Source organism: Pseudomonas sp. PA-5-4B, from assembly GCF_021606215.1.
Classification (GTDB): domain Bacteria; phylum Pseudomonadota; class Gammaproteobacteria; order Pseudomonadales; family Pseudomonadaceae; genus Aquipseudomonas; species Aquipseudomonas edaphica.
This window is the reverse complement of the sequence record NZ_WKDB01000047.1, coordinates 1-24,420: the sequence shown is the minus strand read 5'-3', so window position 1 is coordinate 24,420 and position 24,420 is coordinate 1. Positions and strand designations below refer to the sequence as shown.

At 65.1% G+C, this 24,420-nt stretch carries 2 protein-coding genes; both read left to right on the top strand.

Features of this window, described 5'->3' with window-relative positions; genetic code table 11:
- Positions 1 to 201: 201 nt before the first annotated feature.
- The gene (locus tag GIW28_RS21225; protein ID WP_236447155.1) at positions 202 to 13,107 is read left to right on the top strand and encodes a non-ribosomal peptide synthetase; all 12,906 of its coding nucleotides are present in this window, start codon (positions 202 to 204) and stop codon (positions 13,105 to 13,107) included.
- On the top strand, positions 13,104 to 24,420 hold an 11,317-nt coding region (locus tag GIW28_RS21220), incomplete at its 3' end, for a non-ribosomal peptide synthetase (protein WP_236490411.1). The genes GIW28_RS21225 and GIW28_RS21220, both read left to right, overlap by 4 nt.

The window sequence follows — 24,420 nt, the reverse complement described above, 5'->3', positions numbered from 1 at the left end:
GAACGCTGCCTGATTCCCGCTTGTCCCCGCTTCCCATGTCACCCCCTGCCTGCCAAATCCCTTAATTTTCCAAGCCTGCCGGACGCCACTCCAGGCCCTCGGCTGTGCCCGCGATTTTTTCCCGGCGCCAGCACACCCGCTTCAAACGGCAGCTGAATACGGACGTTCTACTCAACCGTGACTTATCAGGCAGGTTACCCCATGCAGTTCAGTGAATTATTGGCAGCGATTTCCACCCATGCGATCCGTCTTCAATTGGAAGAAGGCGACCTGATTATTCTCGGCGATGACGAAGCCCTGGATGACGATCTGTGGGATCAACTGATCGCGCACAAACCTCAATTGCTTGCCTTCGTGGCTGAACACGGCGGTGACTGGCTAAGCCCGGCTTACCGCATTACCCCCGACATGCTGGCACTGGTCACGCTCGACCAGCCGGCCATCGACCGCATTGTCGCCGCCATCCCCGGTGGCGCGGCGAATGTGCAGGATATCTACCCGCTGGCGCCGCTGCAGGAGGGCATGCTGTACCACCACCTATCGGCGCAGCAGGGTGACCCCTACGTGTTGCACGCGCAGTTTGTGTTCGACAGCCGCGCGCGCCTTGACGCGTTTGCCGAGGCGCTGCAATGGGTGATCGACCGTCACGATATCCTGCGCACGTCCATGGCCTGGGAGCGTCTGGACGAACCGCTGCAAGTGGTGTGGCGCAAGGCGACCCTGGCCTGCGAAGAAGCGCATTTTGCCGACGGCGACCGCCTGGCGCAGTTGCTCGCCCGCTATGACGCCCGCGCCTATCGCATGGACCTGGGCCAGGCACCGTTACTGCGCCTGGTGTTTGCCAATGACCCGGCCAACCAGCGCGTGGTGGCGATGCTGTTGTTCCATCACACCATCCTCGACCACACCGCCCTGGATGTGGTGCGCCATGAGATCCAACTGTATCTGGCCGGAGAGCACGCCCAGGCGGCCGAGCCGGTGGCGTTTCGCAGCTATATCGCCCAGGTGCGCCACGGCGTCAGCGAACAGGCGCATGAGGCGTTCTTCCGCGACATGCTGGCGGATATCGATGCGCCGACTTTGCCCTTCGGCCTGCAGGATGTACAAGGCGACGGGCACGGCATCGATGAAGTGCGTGTGCCCGTCGACAGCAGCCTGAGCCGCCGCCTGCGTGGCCTGGCACGGCCACTGGGCGTCAGCGTGGCGAGCATCATGCACCTGGCCCTGGCGCGCGTGCTGGGCGTGGTGTCCGGGCGCGATGCCGTGGTGTTCGGCACGGTGATGCTTGGCCGCATGGGCGCCGGCGATGGCGGTGAACGCGCGCTGGGTATGTTTATCAACACCTTGCCGTTGCGCGTGGACGTGGGCGAGCAGGGCGTGCGCACCGCGGTCAAGGCCACCCACGAACGCCTCACCACCTTGCTCAATCACGAGCATGCGTCCCTGGCGTTGGCCCAGCGTTGCAGCGGTGTGGCGGCGCCGACGCCGCTGTTCAGTGCGATGCTCAACTACCGTCACAGTGCCGCCACCGACATGGCGGCGGTGATCGAGGTGGCCGAAGGCATCCAGGTTCTGGGCGCCGAAGAGCGCACCAACTACCCGCTGACAGTCAACGTCGACGACCTGGGTGAAGACTTTGCGCTGACGGTCATGGTTGATGCGTCCATCGGCGCGCAACGGGTCGCCGGTTACCTGCACACGGCCCTGCACAGCCTGGCCGAGGCCCTGGAGCAGCGACCGGATATGCCGCTCTGCGGCCTGAATATCCTGCCCGATACCGAACGTCACCATCTGCTGCACCGCCTCAATCAAAGCCCCGCGCACTACAGCGACACGGCCCTGATCCACGCGCAAGTCGAAGCCCACGCCGCCGCTCAACCCAATGCCATCGCCCTGCGTTTCGACACCCAGCGCATCACCTACCGCCAACTCAACGAACGTGCCAACCAGGTCGCCCACCGCCTGCTGGCCGAGGGCATTCGCCCTGATGATCGCGTGGCGATCTGCGTCGAGCGTGGCCCGGAGATGATTATTGGTCTGCTGGGTATCCTCAAGGCTGGCGCCGGTTATGTGCCCATCGACCCGGCTTACCCGCTGGAGCGCATCGCCTATACCCTGGCCGATAGCGCGCCCGTGGCCGTGTTGGTACAAGCCGACACGCAGCATCTGGTCGGTGATTTGACCCGCATCGACCTCAACAGCCTGCGTGCAGAATCCATCGTCAACCCGCGCGTTGCGCTCAGCCCGGCCCACCTGGCCTATGTGATCTACACCTCCGGCTCCACCGGGCTGCCCAAAGGCGTGATGATCGAACACCGCCACGTGGCGCGGCTGTTCACCGCCACCGAGCATTGGTTTGGCTTCAACGCCAATGATGTGTGGGCGCTGTTCCATTCCTTCGCGTTCGACTTCTCGGTCTGGGAGATCTGGGGCGCGCTGATGCACGGCGGCCAGTTGCTGATCGTGCCGCAACTGGTCAGCCGCTCGCCGGATGAGTGCTACGCGCTGATCTGTGACGCGGGTGTGAGCATCCTCAACCAGACGCCCAGCGCATTTCGCCAGTTGATCGCGGCCCAGAGCGCCCAGGCGCATTCACTGCGCCAGGTTATTTTCGGCGGCGAAGCCCTGGAACCGGGCATGCTCAAACCGTGGTACGCCCGCGCCATCAACGCCGGCACCCAATTGGTCAACATGTATGGCATCACCGAAACCACCGTGCACGTGACCTACCGCGCCCTGGAAGCGGCGGATGCGCAGTTGGTTGGCGTCAGCCCGATTGGTGTGCGCATTCCCGACCTGCAGCTGTATGTGCTGGATGCGCGTCGTGAGCCGTTACCGATGGGTGTGGTCGGCGAGTTGTATGTCGGCGGCGCCGGTGTGGCGCGCGGTTACCTCAACCGTGACCAACTGAATGCCGAACGCTTCCTGGCCGACCCGGCCACCGGCCTGCGCATGTACAAGACCGGTGACCTCGGCCGCCTGCTGGCCGATGGCAACGTCGAATACCTGGGCCGTAACGATGACCAGGTGAAGATCCGCGGCTTCCGCATTGAACTGGGCGAAATCGAAGCCACTCTGGCCAGCGCCAACGGCGTGCGTGACGCGGTGGTTATCGCCCGTGAAGACGAGCCCGGTGACAAACGCCTGGTGGCCTACGTGATCGCCGAGCGCGAACTCGGTGCCGCTGAACTGCGCGACCATCTGCTGCTGAGCCTGGCCGAATACATGGTGCCCAGCGCCTTCGTGCTGCTGGACCAATTCCCGCTGACCACCAACGGCAAGCTCGACCGCAAAGCCTTGCCCGCGCCGGATGCCGACGCCCTCGCGCGGCGAGACTACGCCGCCCCGCAAGGCGCTGTGGAAAGCACCATCGCCGGCATCTGGCAGTCGCTGTTGAAACTCGACAACGTCGGGCGCGACGACAACTTCTTCGAGCTGGGCGGCCACTCGCTGCTGGCGGTCAAGCTGATCGAACGCATGCGCCAGGTGGAGTTGAGCTGCGACGTGCGCGTGTTGTTCGGCCAACCCACCTTGCGCGCACTCGCCGCGGCGGTGGGCGGGCAGCAGGAAGTCCAAGTGCCGGCCAATCGGATCACGGCGACCAGCGCACACATCAGCCCCGACATGCTGCCGCTGGTGGCGCTGGACCAGGCCGCCATCGACCATATCCTCCAGCACGTGCCCGGTGGCATCGCCAACGTGCAGGACATCTACGGCCTGGCGCCGTTGCAGGCCGGCATTCTGTATCACCACCTGGCAACCACCGAGGGCGACCCCTACGTGTTGCAGGTACAGTTCAGTTTTGCTGACCAAGCGGCGGTGGACGCGTTTACCCGCGCCTTGCACTGTGTGATCGAGCGTAACGACATCCTGCGCACCGGCATTCTGTGGGAAGGCCTGGATGAGCCGGTGCAAGTGGTGTTGCGCCAGGCGCCGCTGCACGTCGAGCGCCTCGACGTGCCGGCTGATGATGCGCTGGCGCAGCTGCAACAGCGCTTTGACCCACGCCATTTGCGCCTCGACCTGAGCCGCGCGTCGCTGATGCATTTCGGTTATGCGCAACAACAGGATGGCTTTGCAGGCATCCTGCTGCTGCACCATATCCTGCTCGACCACACCGCCCTGCAGGTGTTGGTGGAGGAGATGAGCGCCAGCCTGGCCGGCCACAGCACGCAACTGCCGCCGGCGGTGCAATACCGCAATTACGTGGCCCAGGCGCGTTTGGGCGTGACCCAGGCGCAACACGAAGCCTTTTTCAGCGACATGCTGGGTGATATTGACGAGCCCACGCTGGCGTTCGGTTTGCAGGATGTCAACGGCGACGGCAGCGGCATCGTCGAGGCGCATTTGCCGCTGGCCCCGGCGCTCAGCCAGGGCCTGCGCGAACAGGCGCGACAGCTGGGTGTCAGCAGCGCGAGCCTGGTGCACCTGGCCTGGGCGCAGGTGCTGGCCCAGGTCTCCGGCCAGCAGGATGTGGTGTTTGGCACCGTACTGCTGGGGCGCATGCAAGGCGGCGAGGGCGCCGACCGGGCGCTGGGAATGTTCATCAACACCTTGCCGCTGCGCGTCAGCCTGGGCGCCACCAGCGTGCAGGCCGGCGTGCGCGCCACCCATGCGCGCCTGGCGCAGTTGCTTGGGCACGAGCACGCTTCGCTGTCCCTGGCCCAGCGTTGCAGTGGTGTACCGGGTTCGTTGCCGCTGTTCAGTACCTTGCTCAACTTCCGTCACAGCGCCCCGGACGAGGCACCGGGAGACAGCCCGTTTGCCACGCACGGTATCGAGATTCTCAGTTCCCAGGAGCGCAGCAACTACCCGTTGGTGCTCAACGTCGATGACCTCGGCACCGGCTTTGCGCTGACCGTACAAGGCGTGGCCAGTCTGGATGTGCAGCGCGTGGGCGACTACATGCTCACCGCGCTCAGCCACCTGGTGACCGCGCTGCAACAAGCGCCGACCACCGCGTTGCAGGCGGTGTCGATTTTGCCGGCGGCCGAGCGTCACCAGCTGTTGGTCGAGTTCAACGCCACCGCGCGTCAATACCCGTCGCAGCTCACTGTGCACCAGCTGTTCGAAGCTCAGGCACTGGCGCGGCCCGAAGCCGTGGCGGCGGTGCAGGGTGCGTTGTCCTTGAGCTATCGTGACCTCAACCGCCGTGCCAACCGCCTGGCCCATCACCTGATCAACCAGGGCGTGCAACCGGGTGAGTGCGTGGCGATTGCGTTGCCACGCTCGCTGGATTTGCTGGTGAGCCAACTGGCGATCCTCAAGTGCGCAGCGGTGTATGTGCCGCTGGACATCAACGCGCCGCTCGAACGCCAGGCCTTTATGGTGCAGGACAGCGGAGCGCGGCATGTACTCCATACCCTGGCCGACCTGAACCTGGATAGCCTGTCGCCGCGCAACCTGGAGCTTGCGCAGTCTTCGGACGAGGTGGCGTACATCATGTACACCTCCGGCTCCACTGGCGCGCCCAAAGGCGTGCAAGTGCCGCACCGCGCCGTCTCGCGGCTGGTGCTCAACAACGACTATGCCGACTTTAACGAGCGCGACCGCGTGGCCTTCGCCTCCAACCCGGCGTTCGATGCCAGTACCCTGGATGTGTGGGCGCCGTTGCTCAATGGCGGTTGTGTGGTGGTGGTCGAGCATGCGGTGCTGCTGTCCCAGGCCGCATTTGCCGAGCTGTTGCAGGAACAGGCCGTGAGCGTGCTGTGGATGACGGCAGGCTTGTTCCATCAATACGCCGACGCGTTGCTGCCGGTGCTGCGCCAGTTGCGCTACCTGATCGTCGGCGGCGATGTGCTTGACCCGCTGGTGATCGGCCGGGTGCTCAAGCACGGCAAGCCGCAACACCTGTTAAACGGCTACGGGCCGACCGAAGCCACCACCTTCTCGACCACGTTTGAAATCACCACGCCGGGCGCGGGTGCTGTGCCTATCGGCCGACCTATCGCAAATGCACAGGCCTATGTGCTGGATGCGCGCCAGCAGCCGCTGGCGTTGGGTGTGGTCGGCGAGCTGTACATCGGCGGTGCAGGCGTGGCCAAGGGGTACTTGAACCAGCCGCAACTGACGGCCGAAAAATTCATCCCCAACCCGTTCGGTGAAGGCCTGTTGTACCGCACCGGCGACCTTGCCAGCTGGCAGGCCGACGGTACCTTGCTGTACCAGGGGCGCAATGATTTGCAGGTGAAGATCCGTGGTTTCCGCATCGAGCCCGGCGAAATCGAGAGCTGCCTGGCGACCTTCCCAGACGTGCGCGACGTTGTGGTAGTGGCCCGCGAAGACGAGCCCGGCGACAAACGCCTGGTGGCGTACTACACCGCCTCGGCAGCGTTGCCAATCGAAGCCCTGCGCGGCCATCTGCAAGGCCAGCTACCGGATTACATGGTGCCGTCGGCTTATGTGTGGCTTGAGCTGTTACCGCTTACCGCCAATGGCAAGCTGGACCGCAAGGGCCTGCCGGTGCCGGATCAGAGTGCGCTGCTCAGCCGTGGCTACGAAGCCCCGGAAGGTGAAGTGGAAACCGTGCTGGCGCAGATCTGGCAGGACGTGCTCAAGCTTGAACGCGTCGGGCGCCATGATCATTTCTTCGAGTTGGGCGGGCACTCGTTGCTGGCGGTCAGCCTGATCGAACGCATGCGCCAGGTCGGCCTGAGCGCGGACGTGCGCGTGCTGTTCAGCCAGCCGAGCCTGGCGGCACTCGCGGCGGCAGTCGGCAGTGGGCGTGAAATTGTGGTGCCGGCCAATGGCATTATGCCGGGCTGCACACAGATCACGCCGTCGATGCTGACCCTGGTGCAGCTTGATCAACCGGCAATCGAGCGCATCGTCGCCAACGTGCCCGGTGGTGCGGCCAATGTGCAGGATATCTACCCGCTGGCGCCGTTGCAGGAAGGCATTCTTTATCACCATATCAGCGCCGAACAGGGCGACCCGTACCTGCTGCAATCGCGCATGGCGTTCGATAGCCTGGAGCGTTTGCACGGCTTTATGGGCGCGCTGCAACAGGTAGTAGCGCGTCACGACATCCTGCGCACCGGCGTGGTCTGGGAAGGGTTGGACAGCCCGGTGCAAGTGGTCTGGCGCGACGCGCAACTGAGTGTGCAGGAGGTGATCCTGGACCCGGCCGAGGGCGGCATCATCGAGCAATTGCACGCACGTTTCGATGCCCGTCACTACCGCCTGGATATTACCCAGGCGCCATTGCTGCGCATGGTTTACGCCCAGGACCCGGCGAATAACCGAGTCGCAGCGATCCTGCTGTTCCACCACCTGGCGCTGGACCACACGGCCATGGAAGTGGTGGGCCAGGAGATGCGCGCGTTTCTGTTCAACCAGGCGGACGCGCTGCCCGTGGCGGCGCCGTTTCGCAACTACGTGGCCCAGGCACGCCTGGGCGTGAGCGTGGCCGAGCATGAACAGTTCTTCGGCGCCATGCTCGCCGATGTGGACGAACCGACCCTGCCGTTTGGCGTGCAGGACGTGCAGGGCGATGGCCGCGATATCGAAGAGGCCGAGCAGCACCTGGACGCGGAGCTGGCCATGCGCGTGCGTGAGCAGGCGCGCCTGTTGGGCGTGAGTGCGGCGAGCCTGATGCACCTGGCCTGGGCGCAAGTGCTGGGCCTGGTGTCCGGGCGTGATGACGTAGTGTTTGGCACTGTATTGATGGGGCGCATGCAGGCAGGTGAGGGCGCCGATCGGGCGCTGGGCATGTTTATCAACACCTTGCCGCTGCGGGTGAATGTCGCGGCGGGCGCCGCCGTGGCGGTCAAGGCCACCCATTCGCGCTTGAGCGCCTTGCTCGGGCACGAACACGCGTCCCTGGCGCTGGCCCAGCGTTGCAGCGGCGTGCCGACCAGCGTGCCGCTGTTCAGCGCCTTGCTCAATTTCCGCCACAGCCGCCCCGACGAAATGGCCCGCGATGGCCACGGCATCTGGGAAGGCGTGCAACTGCTGGGCGGTGAAGAGCGCAGCAACTACCCGCTGACCTTGAGCGTGGATGATTTTGGCACAGGCTTTGGCCTCAGCGTGCTGGCGCTGCCGCAGATCGGCGCCCAGCGCCTGTGCGGCTATATGCATAACGCCGTGGAGCAACTGGTCGAGGCCTTGGAAAACGCCGCCGATACCGCGCTCAACCGCCTGCCGATACTGCCGTCGGCCGAACGCGACACCCTGCTGCGTGAATTCAACACGACGGCTGCAGATTTCCCCACCGGGCACACCCTGCACGGTGCCTTTGAAGCCCAGGTCGAGCGCCAGCCCCACGCAATTGCGGTGCAGCAGGGCGAACGGTCGCTGACCTACCAGCAACTCAATCAACGCGCCAACCAACTGGCCCATCACCTGCTCGCGCTCGGCGTACGGCCGGACGATCGCGTGGCGATCTGCTGCCGTCGTGGCCCGCAGATGCTGATCGGGCTGCTGGGCATACTCAAGGCCGGCGCCGGTTATGTGCCGATCGACCCGGCCTATCCCGCCGAGCGTATCGCCTATCTGTTGCAGGACAGTGCGCCGGTGGCCGTGCTGGCCGAGCCCAGTACGCAAGCGTTGCTGGGGGCGTTCGCCACAGTCGACCTGCTGGGCGAAAGCTGGCAGCACCACGCGGTCAGCAATCCGCAGCTCGCAGCGCTGACCCCGGCGCACCTGGCCTATGTGATCTACACCTCCGGCTCCACCGGCCAGCCCAAAGGCGTGATGGTGGAGCACCGCAATGTGGAAAACCTGGTGCACTGGCACTGCGAAGCCTTCGGCCTGGATGCGCGCAGCCATACCAGCAGTGTCGCCGGTTTTGGCTTCGACGCCATGGCCTGGGAAGTCTGGCCGGCGCTGTGTGCCGGTGCGACCCTGCATTTGCCGCCTGTCACGGTGGGCAATGAAAACGTCGACGAACTGCTGGCCTGGTGGCTGGCGCAGCCGCTGGACGTCAGCTTCCTGCCCACGCCAGTGGCCGAATACGCCTTCAGCCAGCACCTGCAACACCCGACCTTGCGCATCCTGCTGATTGGCGGCGACCGCCTGCGGCAGTTCACCCAGGAGCGACGTTTTGCGCTGATCAACAACTACGGACCGACCGAGGCCACGGTGGTCGCCACCTCCGGCCGTGTCCGCGCCGGGCAGGCGCTGCATATCGGCCGGCCGGTGGCGAATGCCAGCACCTACTTGCTCGATGCACAGCTGCGCCCGGTGCCGGTGGGCGTGGCCGGTGAGCTGTATGTGGGCGGCAGCGGCGTGGCGCGCGGTTACCTGAACCGTGCGGACCTGACCGCCGAACGCTTCCTGCAAGACCCGTTCAACCCGGGGCGCATGTACCGCACCGGCGACCTGGCGCGCTGGTTGCCCGACGGTAATATCGAGTACCTGGGCCGCAATGATGATCAGGTCAAAGTGCGTGGCGTACGCGTGGAGCTGGGCGAGATCGAAAGTCGCCTGGCGGCAGTGGAAGGCGTTGGCGAGGCCGTGGTGCTGGTGCGCGAAGGCCGTTTGCTGGCCTGGTTCACGGAAAACTACCCGCTGGCGATTGAAACCCTGCGTTCGCAGCTACAAGCACAACTGCCCGACGCGCTGGTGCCGGTGGCCTACATCAAGCTCGACGCATTGCCCCTGACCGCCAACGGCAAGCTGGATCGCAAGGCCTTGCCGGAACCTGACCAGGCGGCGGTGCTCTCCCGCGACTATGAAGCGCCCCAGGGCGCAGTGGAAACCACCCTGGCGCGGATCTGGGCCGAGGTGTTGCAGGTCGAACAGGTCGGCCGTCATGACCACTTCTTCGAGCTCGGCGGCCATTCGTTGCTGGCCGTGAGCCTGATCGAACGCATGCGTCAAGCGGACCTCAGCGCGGATGTCCGTGTGCTGTTCAGCCAGCCGACCCTGGCCGCGCTGGCGGCTGCCGTGGGCAGTGGCCGCGAAGTGCAGGTGCCGGCGAACCGGATCGCAGCCGATTGCCTGCGCATCACGCCGGACATGCTGCCCCTGGTTGATATCGACCAGTCGACCCTCGATCACGCCGTCAGCCGCATCCCCGGTGGCGCCGCCAATGTGCAGGATATCTACCCGCTGGCGCCGTTGCAGGAGGGCATTCTTTACCACTACCTCACCGCCGAACAGGGCGACCCGTACCTGCTGCAATCGCACCTGGCCTTCGACAGCCTCGAGCGCCTGCAGGCCTTCGCCCATGCGCTGCAACAGGTGATCGACCGCCATGACATCCTGCGCACGGGTGTGGTCTGGGAAGGCCTTGCGCAACCGCTGCAAGTGGTGTGGCGCCAGGCCCGATTGCCGCTTGAAGAGCTGCAGTTGCAGGGCGATGTACTCGCCGGCCTGCACGCGCGTTTTGATGCGCGGCGTTATCGCCTGGACATCAGCCAGGCGCCGCTTATCTGCCTCAAGTACGCCAAGGACCCGGCCAACCAGCGCGTGGTGGTGGTGTTGCTCTATCACCATATTGCGCTGGACCACACCGCGTTCGACGTGGTGCTGCGTGAAATGCAAGGGCATTTGTTGGGGCACGCCGCCCCGACGGCGGCGCCGATGCCGTACCGCAACTACGTGGCCCAGGCGCGATTGGGCGTCAGTGAGCAGGAGCACGAGGCGTTCTTTCGCGAGATGCTCGCCGATGTCGATGAACCGACCTTGCCGTTCGGCTTGCAGGACGTGCGCGGCGACGGCAGCGCGATTGAGGAACACAGCCTGCACCTGGACAACGACCTCAACCGCCGCCTGCGGGCCCAGGCACGTATACTCGGTGTGAGCACGGCGAGCCTGTTCCACCTGGCCTGGGGCCAAGTGTTGGCGGCCACTTCGGGGCGCCACAGCGTGGTGTTCGGCACCGTGCTGGTCGGCCGATTGCAAGGCGGTGAGGGCGCTGATCGTGCACTCGGGGTGTTTATCAATACCTTGCCGCTGCGCCTGGATATCGACGCGCAAGGCGCACGCGATGCCGTGCGTGCCACCCACACGCGGCTCACCGCGTTGCTGGGCCATGAGCACGCGTCCCTGGCCCTGGCCCAGCGTTGCAGCGGGGTGGCGGCCCCGGCGCCGTTGTTCAGCTCGATGCTCAACTATCGCCATCGCGGCGCCGCGACGCGTTCTGCCGAGGCGCAACACGCCTGGGAAGGCATGCAGACGCTGGTCAACGATGGCCGCACCAACTACCCGCTGACCCTCAACGTGGATGACTTGGGCGATGGTTACGATATCACCGCGCTGGCGCAGGTTGACGCGCAACGGGTGTGTGGTTACCTGCAGAACGCCCTGGCCGGGCTGGTCGAAGCCTTGGAGCAGGCACCGCACCAGGCGCTCAATCGCCTGCCGATCCTGGGCGCCGAGGAACGCCAAAAACTGCTGGTAGCGTTCAACGCCACCGAGGTCGCTTACAACCTCGACCAGACCCTGCACGGCCTGTTCGAGGCTCAGGTCGAACGTTCGCCGGATGCGGTGGCGGTCAAGGCCGGTGACCAGCAGTTGACCTACCGGGCACTCAACGAACGCGCCAACCGCCTGGCCCATCACCTGCGCGAACTCGGCGTGCAGCCGGATTCGCGCGTGGGTATCTGTGTCGAGCGTGGCCTGGACATGGTGGTCGGCCTGTTCGCGATCCTTAAGGCGGGTGGCGGTTATGTGCCGCTGGACCCGGCGTATCCACTCGAACGCATCGCTTACATGCTGCAAGACAGCGCGCCGGTGGTGGTGTTGGCGCAAGACGCGACCCGCCAGTTGTTGGGCGACGTGCCGGTGCTGGACCTGGATCACCTCACCTGGCAACAGCAGAGCGCGAGCAACCCGCAGGTGCCGGGCCTGACCGCCCGGCACCAGGCCTATGTGATCTACACCTCCGGCTCCACCGGCCAGCCCAAAGGCGTGATCAATGAACACGCTGGCGTGGTCAACCGCTTGCTGTGGATGCAGGACGCCTATGGCCTCAAGGCCCATGACGCGGTGCTGCAGAAAACCCCGTTCAGCTTCGACGTGTCGGTGTGGGAATTTTTCTGGCCGCTGTTTACCGGCGCACGGTTGGTGATGGCCCGCCCGGGTGGGCACAAAGAGCCGGAGTACCTGTGCCAGGTGATCGAGGCTGAGCAGATCACCACCTTGCATTTCGTGCCGTCGATGCTCGATGTGTTCCTGGCCCATGGTGATGTCAGCCAGGCCAAAGGGCTGGCGCGGGTGATGTGCAGCGGCGAAGCCTTGCCGGGCAGCCTGGTACGGCGCTTCAAAGCACAACTGCCGGGGGTTGGGCTGTACAACCTGTATGGCCCGACAGAAGCGGCGGTCGATGTCACCGCGTGGAACTGCGCACGGCCCGACGTGCCGGACAACACGCCGATCGGCAAGCCGATTGCCAATACACGCATGTACGTGCTGGACGCCCAGTTGCAGCCGGTGCCGTTGGGGGTGGTGGGTGAGTTGTTTATCGGCGGCGTGCAAGTGGCGCGCGGGTATCTGAACCGCCCGGAGCTGACCGCCGAACGTTTCCTCAAGAACCCGTTCACCAGCGGGCGCATGTACCGCACGGGCGACGTCGGTCGTTACCTGCCCGACGGCAATATCGAATACCTGGGCCGCAACGATGACCAGGTGAAGATCCGTGGCCTGCGCATCGAACTGGGCGAAATCCAGGCGCGCTTGCTGGAGCATCCGCAGGTCAACGAGGCCGCCGTGGTCGCCCGCGAGGACCGTCTGGTGGCGTACTACACCGGCGCACACACCGACATCGACCGCTTGCGCGCCCACCTGTTGCAGCACTTGCCGGACTTTATGGTGCCCGCCGTGTTTGTGCACCTCGACGCATTGCCACTGAGCCCCAACGGCAAGCTCGACCGCAAGGCACTGCCGGTGCCGGGCATGGACGCACTGAATGTGCGCGAATACGCGGCCCCCGAAGGCGACACCGAAATCCTCATGGCAGCGCTGTGGGCCGAGTTGCTCAACGTTGAGCGCGTTGGGCGCCATGACAACTTCTTTGAACTGGGCGGGCACTCGCTGCTGGCCGTGAGCTTGATCGGACGCCTGCGCCAGGAAGGCCTGGAAGCCGATGTGCGGGCGCTGTTCGAACAGCCGAGCCTGGCCGGCTACGCCGCTATTACCGAACGAATGGAGATCGTCCTGTGAGCATTTCTGAGTTATTGAGCACGCTGAAAACCAAGGACGTGCAACTGGCGCTCAAGGGCGAGCAGTTGTCGGTGCAAGGCAACAAACAAGCGCTGATCGACCCTTTGATCCTGGCGGCGTTGCGCGAGCACAAAGCGGCCTTGATCGAACTGATCAAGGCCGGTGAATACTCGGCCTCCAAGGCCGGCGAAGTGCAGGTGCCGGCCAATGGCATCCCGCTAGGTGCCGAGCACATCACCCCGGCCATGCTGAGCCTGTCGACGTTGAGCCAGGACGAGATCGAGCGCATCGTGGCCACGGTCGACGGCGGTGTGGCGAATATCCAGGACATTTACCCGCTGGCGCCGTTGCAGGAAGGCATTCTGTTCCACCACGTCAGCGCCGAGCAGGGCGACCCGTACGTGATGCAGTCGCAATTCGCGTTCGACAGCCTGGAGCGTTTCGAGGCCTTTGCCCAAGCTTTGCAGCGCGTGATGGACCGCCACGATATCCTGCGCACCGGCGTGGTCTGGGACGGTTTGCAGCAACCCTCGCAAGTGGTGTGGCGCCAGGCACGCCTGCCGGTGCAGGCGCTGCAATTGAACCCGGCCGACGGCGATATTGCCGCTCAACTGCACGGGCTGTTCGATGCCCGCCACTATCGCCTCGACGTGACCCGGGCGCCGCTGCTGCGCCTGGTGCGGGCCGACGACCGGCTGAACCAGCGCATTGTCGCCACCTTGCTGTTCCACCATATGGCCCTCGACCACAGCGCCCTCGAAGTGGTGTGCCATGAAATGCAGGCGTGCCTGCTGGGGCAGGGCGCGGCGCTTGGCCAGGCCGTGCCGTTTCGCAATTATGTGGCGCAGGCACGCCTGGGTATCAGCGAGCCGGAACACGAAAAATTCTTCCGCCAGATGCTCGGCGATATCAGCGAGCCGACCCTGCCATACGGCTTGCAGGACGTGCAGGGCGATGCCCGTGGCATCAGCGAAGTCAGCCTGCCTTTGCCCGCAGCACTCAGCCGGCGGTTGCGCGCGCAAGCCCGGCAATTGGGGGTGAGTGCCGCCAGCCTGTTCCATATGGGCTGGGCGCAGGTGTTGGCGGTGCTGGCCGGTAAAGAGCAGGTGGTGTTCGGCACCGTATTGATGGGCCGCATGCAAGGCAGCCATGCCACGGATCGGGCGCTGGGCATTTTCATCAACACCTTGCCGTTTCGCGTCGACGTGGACGCCCAGGACCTACGCACCGGGGTCAAGGCCACCCACGCGCGGCTCACCACCTTGTTGCGCCATGAACACGCGCCGCTGGCCCTGGCCCAACGCTGCAGCGGGGTGGTGGCGCCGACGCCGCTGTTCAGCGCCTTGCTCAACTATCGCCACAGCGCCCCGGCCGTCAGCGCCGAAGCCGTGTCGGCCTGGCACGGGATCGCCGCGCTCAGCGCCGAAGAACGCACCAACTACCCGCTGACCCTGAGTGTGGATGACCTGGGTGAAGGCTTTGGCCTGAGCCTGCTGGCCAGCCAGCGGGTCGATCCGCAGCGCGTGTGCAGCTATCTGCAAACCGCCCTGGAGAACCTGGTGACGGCGCTGGAGCAAGCACCGCACACCGCGCTCAATCAGCTGTCGGTGCTGCCTGCCGCCGAGCAGCAACTGTTGCTTGAGCAGTTCAACGCCACCCACGCCGATTTCCCCCAGAGCAGTACCTTGCACGGGCGCGTCGAAGCCCAGGCCGCGCTCACGCCGGAGGCGATTGCCGCCGTGCAGCAGGGCCGCCAACTGACTTACGCCGAACTCAACCAGCAAGCCAACCTGCTGGCCCATCACCTGTTGGCGCTGGGGGTCAAACCCGATGACCGCGTGGCCATCGTCGCGCGGCGTGGCCTGGACACCCTGGCCGGGTTGCTGGCCATCCTCAAGGCTGGCGCCTGCTATGTGCCGGTCGACCCTTCGCACCCGGCCGAGCGCCTGAGCTACCTGCTGAGCGACAGCGCCCCGGTGGCGGTGCTGACCCAACAGGCACTGCTCGAGCGCTTGCCGGCGCTGGACGTGCCGGTGATCCAGCTGGACCGCTACACCTGGCAGCACCATTCAGCCAGCAATCCAAAAGCCGCGGTCAGCCCTTCGAACCTCGCCTATGTGATCTACACCTCCGGCTCCACCGGCCTGCCCAAAGGGGTGATGGTGGAGCACCACACGGTGGCCAACCTGGTGGACTGGCATTGCCGCGCCTTTGACCTGTGCGCCGGGCGCCACACCGCCAGTGTTGCCGGCTTTGGTTTTGATGCGATGGCCTGGGAAGTGTGGCCGGCGCTGTGTGTCGGCGCGACCCTGCACCTGCCGCCCGCTACGGAAGGCGCCGAAGATATCGACGCGCTGCTGAGCTGGTGGTGCGCGCAGCCACTGGACGTGTGCTTCCTGCCCACGCCGGTGGCCGAATACGCGTTCAGCCAGCACATCGAACACCCTACATTGCGCACCTTGCTCATCGGCGGTGACCGCCTGCGCCAGTTTGCGCGAGCCCAACGGTTTGAACTGATCAACAACTACGGCCCCACCGAAGCCACGGTGGTTGCCACTTCCGGCAAGGTCGAAGCAGGCCAGCCGTTGCATATCGGCAAACCGGTGGCCAATGCCACGGTGTACCTGCTCGATGAACAACAACGGCCGGTGCCATTGGGGGTAGCCGGTGAGCTGTACGTGGGTGGCAAGGGCGTGGCGCGTGGTTACCTCAACCGCCCGGACCTGACCGCCGAGCGCTTCCTGCAAGACCCGTTCAACCCGGGGCGCATGTACCGCACCGGCGACCTGGCGCGTTGGTTGCCGGACGGTACGCTTGAATACCTGGGGCGCAACGATGATCAGGTGAAGATCCGTGGCATGCGTATCGAGCTTGGCGAGATTGAAACCCAGCTCGGCCAACTGCCTGGGATCCAGGAAACGGTGGTGCTGGTGCGCGAGGAGCGACTGGTCGCCTATTTCACCGAGAGCCCGCAACTCGACCCGCTGGCGGTCGGTGATATCCGCGCCCACCTGGTTGCGCATCTGCCGGACTACATGGTCCCGGTCGCCTATGTGAAGCTCGAGGCGTTGCCACTCACCGCCAACGGCAAGCTCGACCGCAAGGCCTTGCCAGCGCCGGACATGGCCGCGGTGTTTACCCGCGAATACGCAGCGCCCGAGGGCGAGATCGAAAGCGTGCTCGCGCAGATCTGGGCCGATGTGCTGCAGGTGCAGCGTGTCGGGCGGCACGACCATTTCTTCGAACTGGGCGGGCACTCGTTGCTGGCGATGCGCATGGTCTCGCAAGTGCGCCAGCGCCTGGGGGTGGAACTGGTGCTGGGCGACTTGTTTGCCAATGCGGAGCTGGCGGCGGTCGCCGCAGTGCTGGCGCAGTCAGGGCGCAGCACCTTGCCGGATATTCTGCCGGCCAATCGTGATGAGCTCGTGCCGTTGTCGTTCGCCCAGCAGCGCCTGTGGTTTCTGGCGCTGATGGAAGGCGCCAATACCGCCTATAACATTCCCATCGGCCTGCGTTTGCGTGGCCAGTTGCATGTCGAGGCGCTGCAACGGGCGCTGGCGCGCATTGTTGCGCGGCATGAAACCCTGCGCAGCCGCTTTGCCCAACAGGGCGACCAAGCCCAGGTACTGATCGTACCGGCTGAAGACATGCTGCCCCTGCAAGTGCAGGATTTGCGCCGCCACCCGCAACCGCAGCAGGCGCTGGATGCCTTGATTCAGGGCGAAGCCTCGGCACCGTTCGACCTGGAGCGCGGCCCGTTGCTGCGTGGGCGCCTGGTGGTGATGGCCGACGATCACCATGTGCTGCTGCTGACCCTGCACCATATCGTTTCCGATGGCTGGTCGATGGGCGTGCTCACCCGTGAGTTGATGGCGCTGTATCAAGCCTTCAGCCACGGCATGCCTGACCCATTGCCAAGCCTGCCGATTCAGTACGGCGACTTCGCCGTGTGGCAGCGTTTGTGGCTGAGCGGCGAAGTGCTGCAGCGCCAAAGTACCTATTGGCAACAGGCACTGGCCGGTGCGCCGGCCTTGCTCACGCTGCCTACCGATCGCCCACGCCCTGTGCAGCAGGACTACGCCGGCAACAGCGTCGAAGTGCGCCTGGACGAACGCCTGACCGCCGGGCTCAAGGCCTTGAGCCAACGCCATGGCACCACGCTGTACATGACCTTGATGACGGCCTGGGCCTCCCTGCTGGCGCGGCTGTCCGGGCAACACGACCTGGTGATCGGCACGCCAGTGGCCAACCGTACCCGCAGCGAGGTGGAAGGGCTGATCGGCCTGTTCGTCAACACCCTGGCGGTGCGCATCGACACCTCGGGCGAGCTGAGCACCGAGGCCTTGCTGGCACGGGTCAAGGCGCTGACGCTGGCGGCCCAGGCGCATCAGGACTTGCCATTTGAGCAGGTGGTGGAAATCACCCGGCCGGTGCGCAGCCTGGCCCACAGCCCGGTGTTCCAGACCCTGCTGAGCTGGCAGGACAGCAGCGCGCCGACCCTGGCGCTGGGCGACCTGGCCCTGGAAGGCATCGTCGAGAACAGCCACTTTGCCAAGTTCGACCTGTCGTTGAACCTGGGTGAAGTGCAGGGCAGCATTCTCGGCGCGCTTGAATTTGCCGTGGCGCTGTTTGATGAGTCGACCGTGCAGCGGTACGCCGGGTATTTCACCCGCACCTTGCAGGCAATGGTCGATAACGACCAGGCGGTGTTGGAACATGCGCCGTTGTTGGATGAGTGTGAGCGTCAGCACCTGCTGGTCGATCTCAACGCCACCGCGGTGGACTACAACCTCGACCAGACACTGCACGGGATGTTTGAAGCGCAGGTGGTGCGCACGCCGAACGCGATTGCGGTGAAGGCAGGTGAGCGGCAACTGACCTACGCTGAGCTGAATGCGCAGGCTAATCAGCTGGCCCATCACCTGCTGGCGCTGGGTGTACAGCCGGATTCGCGGGTGGCGATCTGCGTCGAGCGCAGCCTGGAGATGGTCATTGGCCTGTATGCGATCCTCAAGGCCGGCGCGGCGTATGTGCCGCTGGACCCGGCTTATCCGCAAGAGCGCCTGGCCTACATGCTGCAAGACAGTGCGCCGCTGGTGGTGCTGGCCCAAGGCGCAACACGTGGCTTGCTCGGCGCAGTGGCGGTAGTCGACCTGGACCAGCCCACCTGGCAGCATCTGCCCGCAGGCAACCCTCACGTCCAGGGCGTGAGCGCCTATGTGATCTACACCTCCGGCTCTACCGGCCAGCCCAAAGGCGTGATCAACGACCACGCCGGGGTAGTCAACCGCCTGCTGTGGATGCAGGACGAATACGGCCTGAACGCGCAGGATTCGGTGCTGCAGAAAACCCCGTTCAGCTTTGACGTATCGGTGTGGGAATTCTTCTGGCCGCTGTTTACCGGCGCGCGTCTGGTGATGGCGCGCCCCGGCGGGCACAAAGAGCCCGAATACCTGTGCGACGTGATCGAGGCCGAACAGATCACTACCTTGCACTTTGTGCCGTCGATGCTCGATGTGTTCCTGGCCCACGGCGATGTCAGCCAGGCCATAGGGCTAGCGCGGGTGATGTGCAGCGGCGAAGCCTTGCCGGGCAGCCTGGTACGGCGCTTCAAGCAGCAACTGCCGGGCAGCCAATTGCATAACCTGTATGGGCCGACCGAAGCGGCGGTCGACGTCACCGCCTGGAACTGTGCCGGTCTGGTAACCCCGGACAACACGCCGATCGGCAAACCCATCGCCAACACCCGCATGTACCTGCTCGACAGCCAGTTGCAACCGGTGCCGCTGGGTGTGGTGGGCGAGTTGTTTATCGCGGGCGTACAAGTGGCGCGCGGGTATCTGAACCGGCCGGAACTGACCGCCGAGCGTTTCCTTGACGACCCCTTCAGGCAGGGGCGCATGTACCGCACCGGTGATGTCGGGCGTTACTTGCCGGACGGCAATATCGAGTACCTGGGGCGTAATGATGACCAGGTGAAGATCCGTGGTTTGCGCATCGAACTGGGTGAAATCCAGGCGCGGCTGCTCGAGCATCCTCAGGTCAACGAAGCCGCTGTGATCGCCCGTGAAGAGCAGCTGGTGGCTTACTACACCGGCACGCCGAGCGACATCGACGCGCTGCGCGGTCATCTGCTGCGGCATCTGCCGGAGTTCATGGTGCCGGCGATTTTCGTGCATCTGCAGGCGTTGCCGCTCAGCCCCAACGGCAAGCTCGACCGCAAGGCGCTGCCGGCGCCGGGCCTGGATTCGGTGGTGGTGCGCGAGTACGAAGCGCCCCGGGGCGATACCGAAATGGCCTTGGCCAGCCTGTGGGCCGAACTGCTCAATGTTGAGCGCGTGGGCCGTCACGACAACTTCTTTGAACTGGGCGGGCATTCGCTGCTGGCCGTCAGTCTGATGGGGCGCATGCGTCGCCTGGGCTTGTCGGCGGATGTGAAGGTGCTGTTCGGCCAGCCGACGCTCTCGGCGTTGGCGGCGGCGCAGGGCCGTGGGCGCGAAGTGGCGGTGCCGACCAATGGCATCGCCGAAGGCTGCGGCCACATCACCCCGGCTATGTTGCCCTTGATCCAGATGGACCAGGCTGCCGTCGACCGCATCGTCGCGTGCATTCCCGGCGGTGCGGCGAATGTGCAGGATATCTACCCGCTGGCGCCGTTGCAGGCCGGCATCCTGTATCACCATCGGGCTGTGCTTGAAGGCGATGCCTACCTGTTGCGGGCGCAGTTTGCCTTCGATAGCCGTCTGCGCCTGGACGCCTTTGCCCATGCATTGCAGGCGGTGATCCAGCGGCATGACATCCTGCGTTCCTCCTTCCATTGGGAGGGCCTGGAAGAACCGGTGCAAGTGGTTTGGCGTGAGGCCTTGCTCAGCGTTGAAACCGGTGCTGTGCCGCAGCGCCTGGACCTGACGCAAGCGCCGTTGATGCGGCTGGTCTATACCGAGGAGCCGCAGCGCGTGGTCGCCACGTTGTTGTTCCATCATTTGGTGATGGACCACGTCGCGCTGGACATCCTGCAGCATGAAATGCAGGCGTTCCTGCTCGGTAGTCAGCACACCCTGGGCGCGGCCGTGCCGTATCGAAACTATGTGGCCCAGACTGTGGCCCAGACCCGCCTGGGCGTTGACAATCACGAAACCTTCTTGCGCGAAATGCTCGGTGAAATCGACGAGCCAACCGACGTCCAATACCTGGGCGCCGATGAACACGCGCATCTGGCCATCGACCCGCAGTTGAGCCTGCGCCTGCGCACCCAGGCCCGCCAGGCAGGCGTGAGTGCCGCCAGCCTGATGCACCTGGCCTGGGCGCAGGTGCTGGGCAAGGTCAGTGGCCGCGAACAGGTGGTGTTCGGCACTGTGATGCTCGGCCGCCTGCAAGGCGGCGAAGGCGCCGAGCGCGCCATGGGCGTGTTTATCAACACCTTGCCGTTGCGCGTCGACCTGGGCGAACACTCGGTACGCACCGCACTGCGTGCCACCCATGCGCGCCTGACCCAATTGCTCAGCCATGAGCACGCGCCGCTGGCATTGGCCCAGCAGTGCAGCGGCGTGCCAGTGGGTACGCCGTTGTTCAACGTGCTGTTCAACTACCGCCACAGCGCGCCGCACAGTGGTGGCGTGGCTGAGGCATGGCAGGGGATTGCGCTGCTCAGTGCCGAGGAGCAGACCAATTACGGGGTGTCGGTGAGTGTCGATGACCTTGGTGAGGGTTTCAGCCTGACCGCCATGGGGCAGGGCGCCCGGCGTTTGTGTGATTACCTGAACATTGCCCTTGAGCAACTGGTTGAGGCGCTGGAGCACCACAGTGATAGGGGCATCAGCCGCTTGCCAATCCTGCCGGCGGCCGAGCGTCAACAGCTGGCAGGTTTCAATGCCACCACCCGTGTGTTCCCCCGCGAGCACACGGTGCAGCGCTTGTTCGAAGCCCAGGCCCACGCACGGCCTGACGCGGTGGCTGCGTTGCACGCTGACGCGGTACTGAGCTACGGCGAACTCAACACCCGCGCCAACCGCTTGGCCCATCACCTGATGAGCCTGGGTGTGCGCCCGGCCGATAACGTCGCGATCCTGCTGCCGCGTTCCCTGGACCTGCTGGTCAGCCAGTTGGCGATCCTCAAGTGTGCAGCGGCCTATGTGCCGCTGGACATAAACGCACCCGCCGAACGCCAGGGCTTCATGTTGCAGGACAGCGGCGCGAGCTGGCTGTTGACCCGCAGTGACGCGGCGCTTGAGTTCCCGGCGCGGCGCCTGGATCTGGACACCCTGACCCTGGACCCGCAACCGAGCCACAACCCTGACCTGTCGCAGTCCTCGGACAGCGTGGCGTACATCATGTACACCTCCGGCTCCACGGGCACACCGAAGGGCGTATTGGTGCCTCATCGCGGCATCACACGGCTGGTGCTCAACAACGGTTACGCCGACTTCAACGCCGCCGACCGCGTGGCGTTTGCCTCCAACCCGGCGTTCGACGCCAGCACCATGGACGTGTGGGGCGCGCTGCTCAACGGCGGCCAGGTGCAGGTGATCGACCATTCCACGTTGCTCGACCCCGCTGCATTCGGCCGTGCGCTGCACGGTGCGACGGTGTTGTTCGTGACCACCGCGTTGTTCAACCAGTACGTGCAGATGATCCCCGAAGCCCTGGCCGGCTTGCGCATTTTGCTCTGCGGCGGCGAGCGTGCCGACCCGGCGGCGTTCCGCAGCCTGCTGGCGCAGGCGCCGGGATTGCGCCTGGTGCATTGCTACGGGCCGACTGAAACCACCACCTACGCCACCACTTACGAGGTGCAGGCGATTGCCGCCGATGCTGACAGCGTGGCGGTCGGTCGACCGATTTCCAACACGCAGATTCATGTGCTGGATGCGTACTTGCAGCCACTGCCGGTGGGCGTGATCGGCGAAATCTGCATCGGCGGTGACGGCGTGGCCAAGGGTTATTTGAACCGGCCGGAGCTGACCGCCGAGAAGTTTGTCGACGCCCCGTTCAACCCAGGCGCCTTGATGTACCGCACCGGCGACCTTGGCCGCTGGACAGCGGACGGCTTGCTGGAGTGCATCGGGCGTAACGACGACCAAGTGAAGATCCGTGGTTTCCGTATCGAGTTGGGCGAGATCGAAGCGCGCCTGGCGACCTTGGCTAGCATCCAGGACGTAGTGGTGCTGGCCCGTGAGGACGTGCCGGGTGACAAGCGTCTGGTGGCGTATTTCACCTGGGCTGGCGAGCCCGTAGACGTCGACAGTGTGCGTGCGCACCTGCACGGCCAGTTGCCGGACTACATGCTGCCGTCGGCCTATGTGCCGCTGGCGCAGTTGCCGCTGACGGCCAATGGCAAGATCGATCGCAAAGCCTTGCCGGTTCCGGCGTTGGAGGCCTTGCTCAGCCGCGACTTCGAGGCGCCGGCCGATGCACTGGAGCAGTCGCTCGCCGGCCTGTGGGCCAAGGTGTTGAAACTGGAGCAGGTGGGGCGTCACGACAGCTTCTTTGAGCTGGGCGGGCATTCCTTGCTGGCGATTCGACTGGTCAACCTGATGGAGGCAGCGGGCTTGCAGGTGTCGCTGGCCGAGCTGTTCCAGCACGTCAGCGTGGCCTCGGTGGCGGCGATGTTGCGCCAGCGCACCGGCGAGCCGGTGCGCGACACCTCGCTGATTACCGTGCGCAGCAGCGGATCGCAGCCGCCGTTGTTTCTGGTGCACGAGTTCAGTGGCATGGACGTGTATTTCCCGGCGTTGGGTCAGCACTTGCCCGGCGACTATCCGATCTACGGCCTGCCGGGCGCGGCACTGGGCGAGCCGCACCTGAACACCATGGAAGGCTTGGCGGCGCGCATGGTCGGCCTGATCCGCGAGGTTCAGCCACACGGGCCTTACCGCGTGGCGGGCTGGTCGTTTGGCGGCGTACTGGCCTATGAAGTGGCGATGCAATTGCTGGGGCTGGATGAGCCGGTGGCGTTCCTCGGCCTGATCGACAGCTACGTGCCGCGCATGACCGACCAAGGCAAGGCGCGCTGGAGTGGGCCGGATGCGCTTAAGCGGCATTTGCTGTTGCAGTGCACGGCGTATTGGAACGCACAGGGAGGTGTGGATGAACTGGCGAGCCTTGAACAGCTTGAGGCGGGCATTGGACAGCTGGACTTTGCGGGTTTGCTGCAACGCTGTCGCGATCAAGGTCTGCTATACGCGCAAATGGCAGCGGCTACGGACGCGGACCTCTTGAGTTTTATCGAGCGTGAAGTCGGCCACGGGCATGCGCTGGCGCACTACAGCCTGTTCCCGCTGCCGGTGCCGGTGCATCTGTTCAGTGCCCGTGAACGGCCGACCGAGCTGTCGCGGCGCAGTGAGTCGCTGGGCTGGGAAGACGCTTTGGCGCCTGGTCAATTGCGCCGGGTCGAGGTGCCGGGCGATCACCAAAGCATGATGCAGGCGCCGCATATTCAAGGCTTGGGCGCGGCGATGGCGCAGGCCCTGGCCGCGAGTGCGCCGGTGACGGAAGCGGTGCATCAACCGGTGCTGCGCATTCAGAGTGGGCGTGCGGGGTTTGCGCCGGTGTTTTGTGTGCCGGGAGCGGGTGACAGCGTCACCGGGTTTGTGGGGTTGGGCGAGGCACTCGGGCGCGACTGGCCGCTGTTCGGTTTGCAGCCGCGCGGGCTGGATGGCGAGGCGGTGCCCCATAGCCAGGTGGAAGCGGCAGCGCAGTGTTACCTGGCGGCGCTGGCGCACGAGTGTCCGCGTGGGCCGGTGCATCTGGTCGGGCATTCATTTGGTGGCTGGGTCGCGCTGGAGATGGCGCTGCGCTTGCAGGCGATGGGCCGTGAGGTGGCGTCATTGACGGTGATCGACAGTGAATCACCGGGCGGTGCGGGCAAGCCTTATTCGACCACGGCCGCGTTGTTGCGCTTGATTGAGGCCATGCAGTTGTCGGCGGGCAAGTCGCTGGGCATTGACCGGGTGGAGTTTGCCGGGCGCGATGAGGTGGCGCAGCAGCAATGGCTGCATGCGGGGATGGTGAGTGTGGGGTTGTTGCCGGGGCGTGCCAGTGTGGATGCGATGGCGGGGCCGGCGCGTACTTATGCGGCGGCGTTGCGCACGGTGTATCGGCCGGCGCAGCGGTTCAACGGGGTGGTGCGGTTGGTGTTGGCGCAGGATCCGGCGTTGGATGCGGCGGGTAATCAGCGTGAGCAGGGGTTGATGGTGGAAGGGTGGCGGCGCCAGGGGAACGGGTTGCAGGTTTGGTATGGCGCGGGGAATCACTTTACGTTGCTTAAGGCGCCGAATGTTTTGGGGTTGGCGCGGTGGTGGCTTGAGGGGGTGGTGG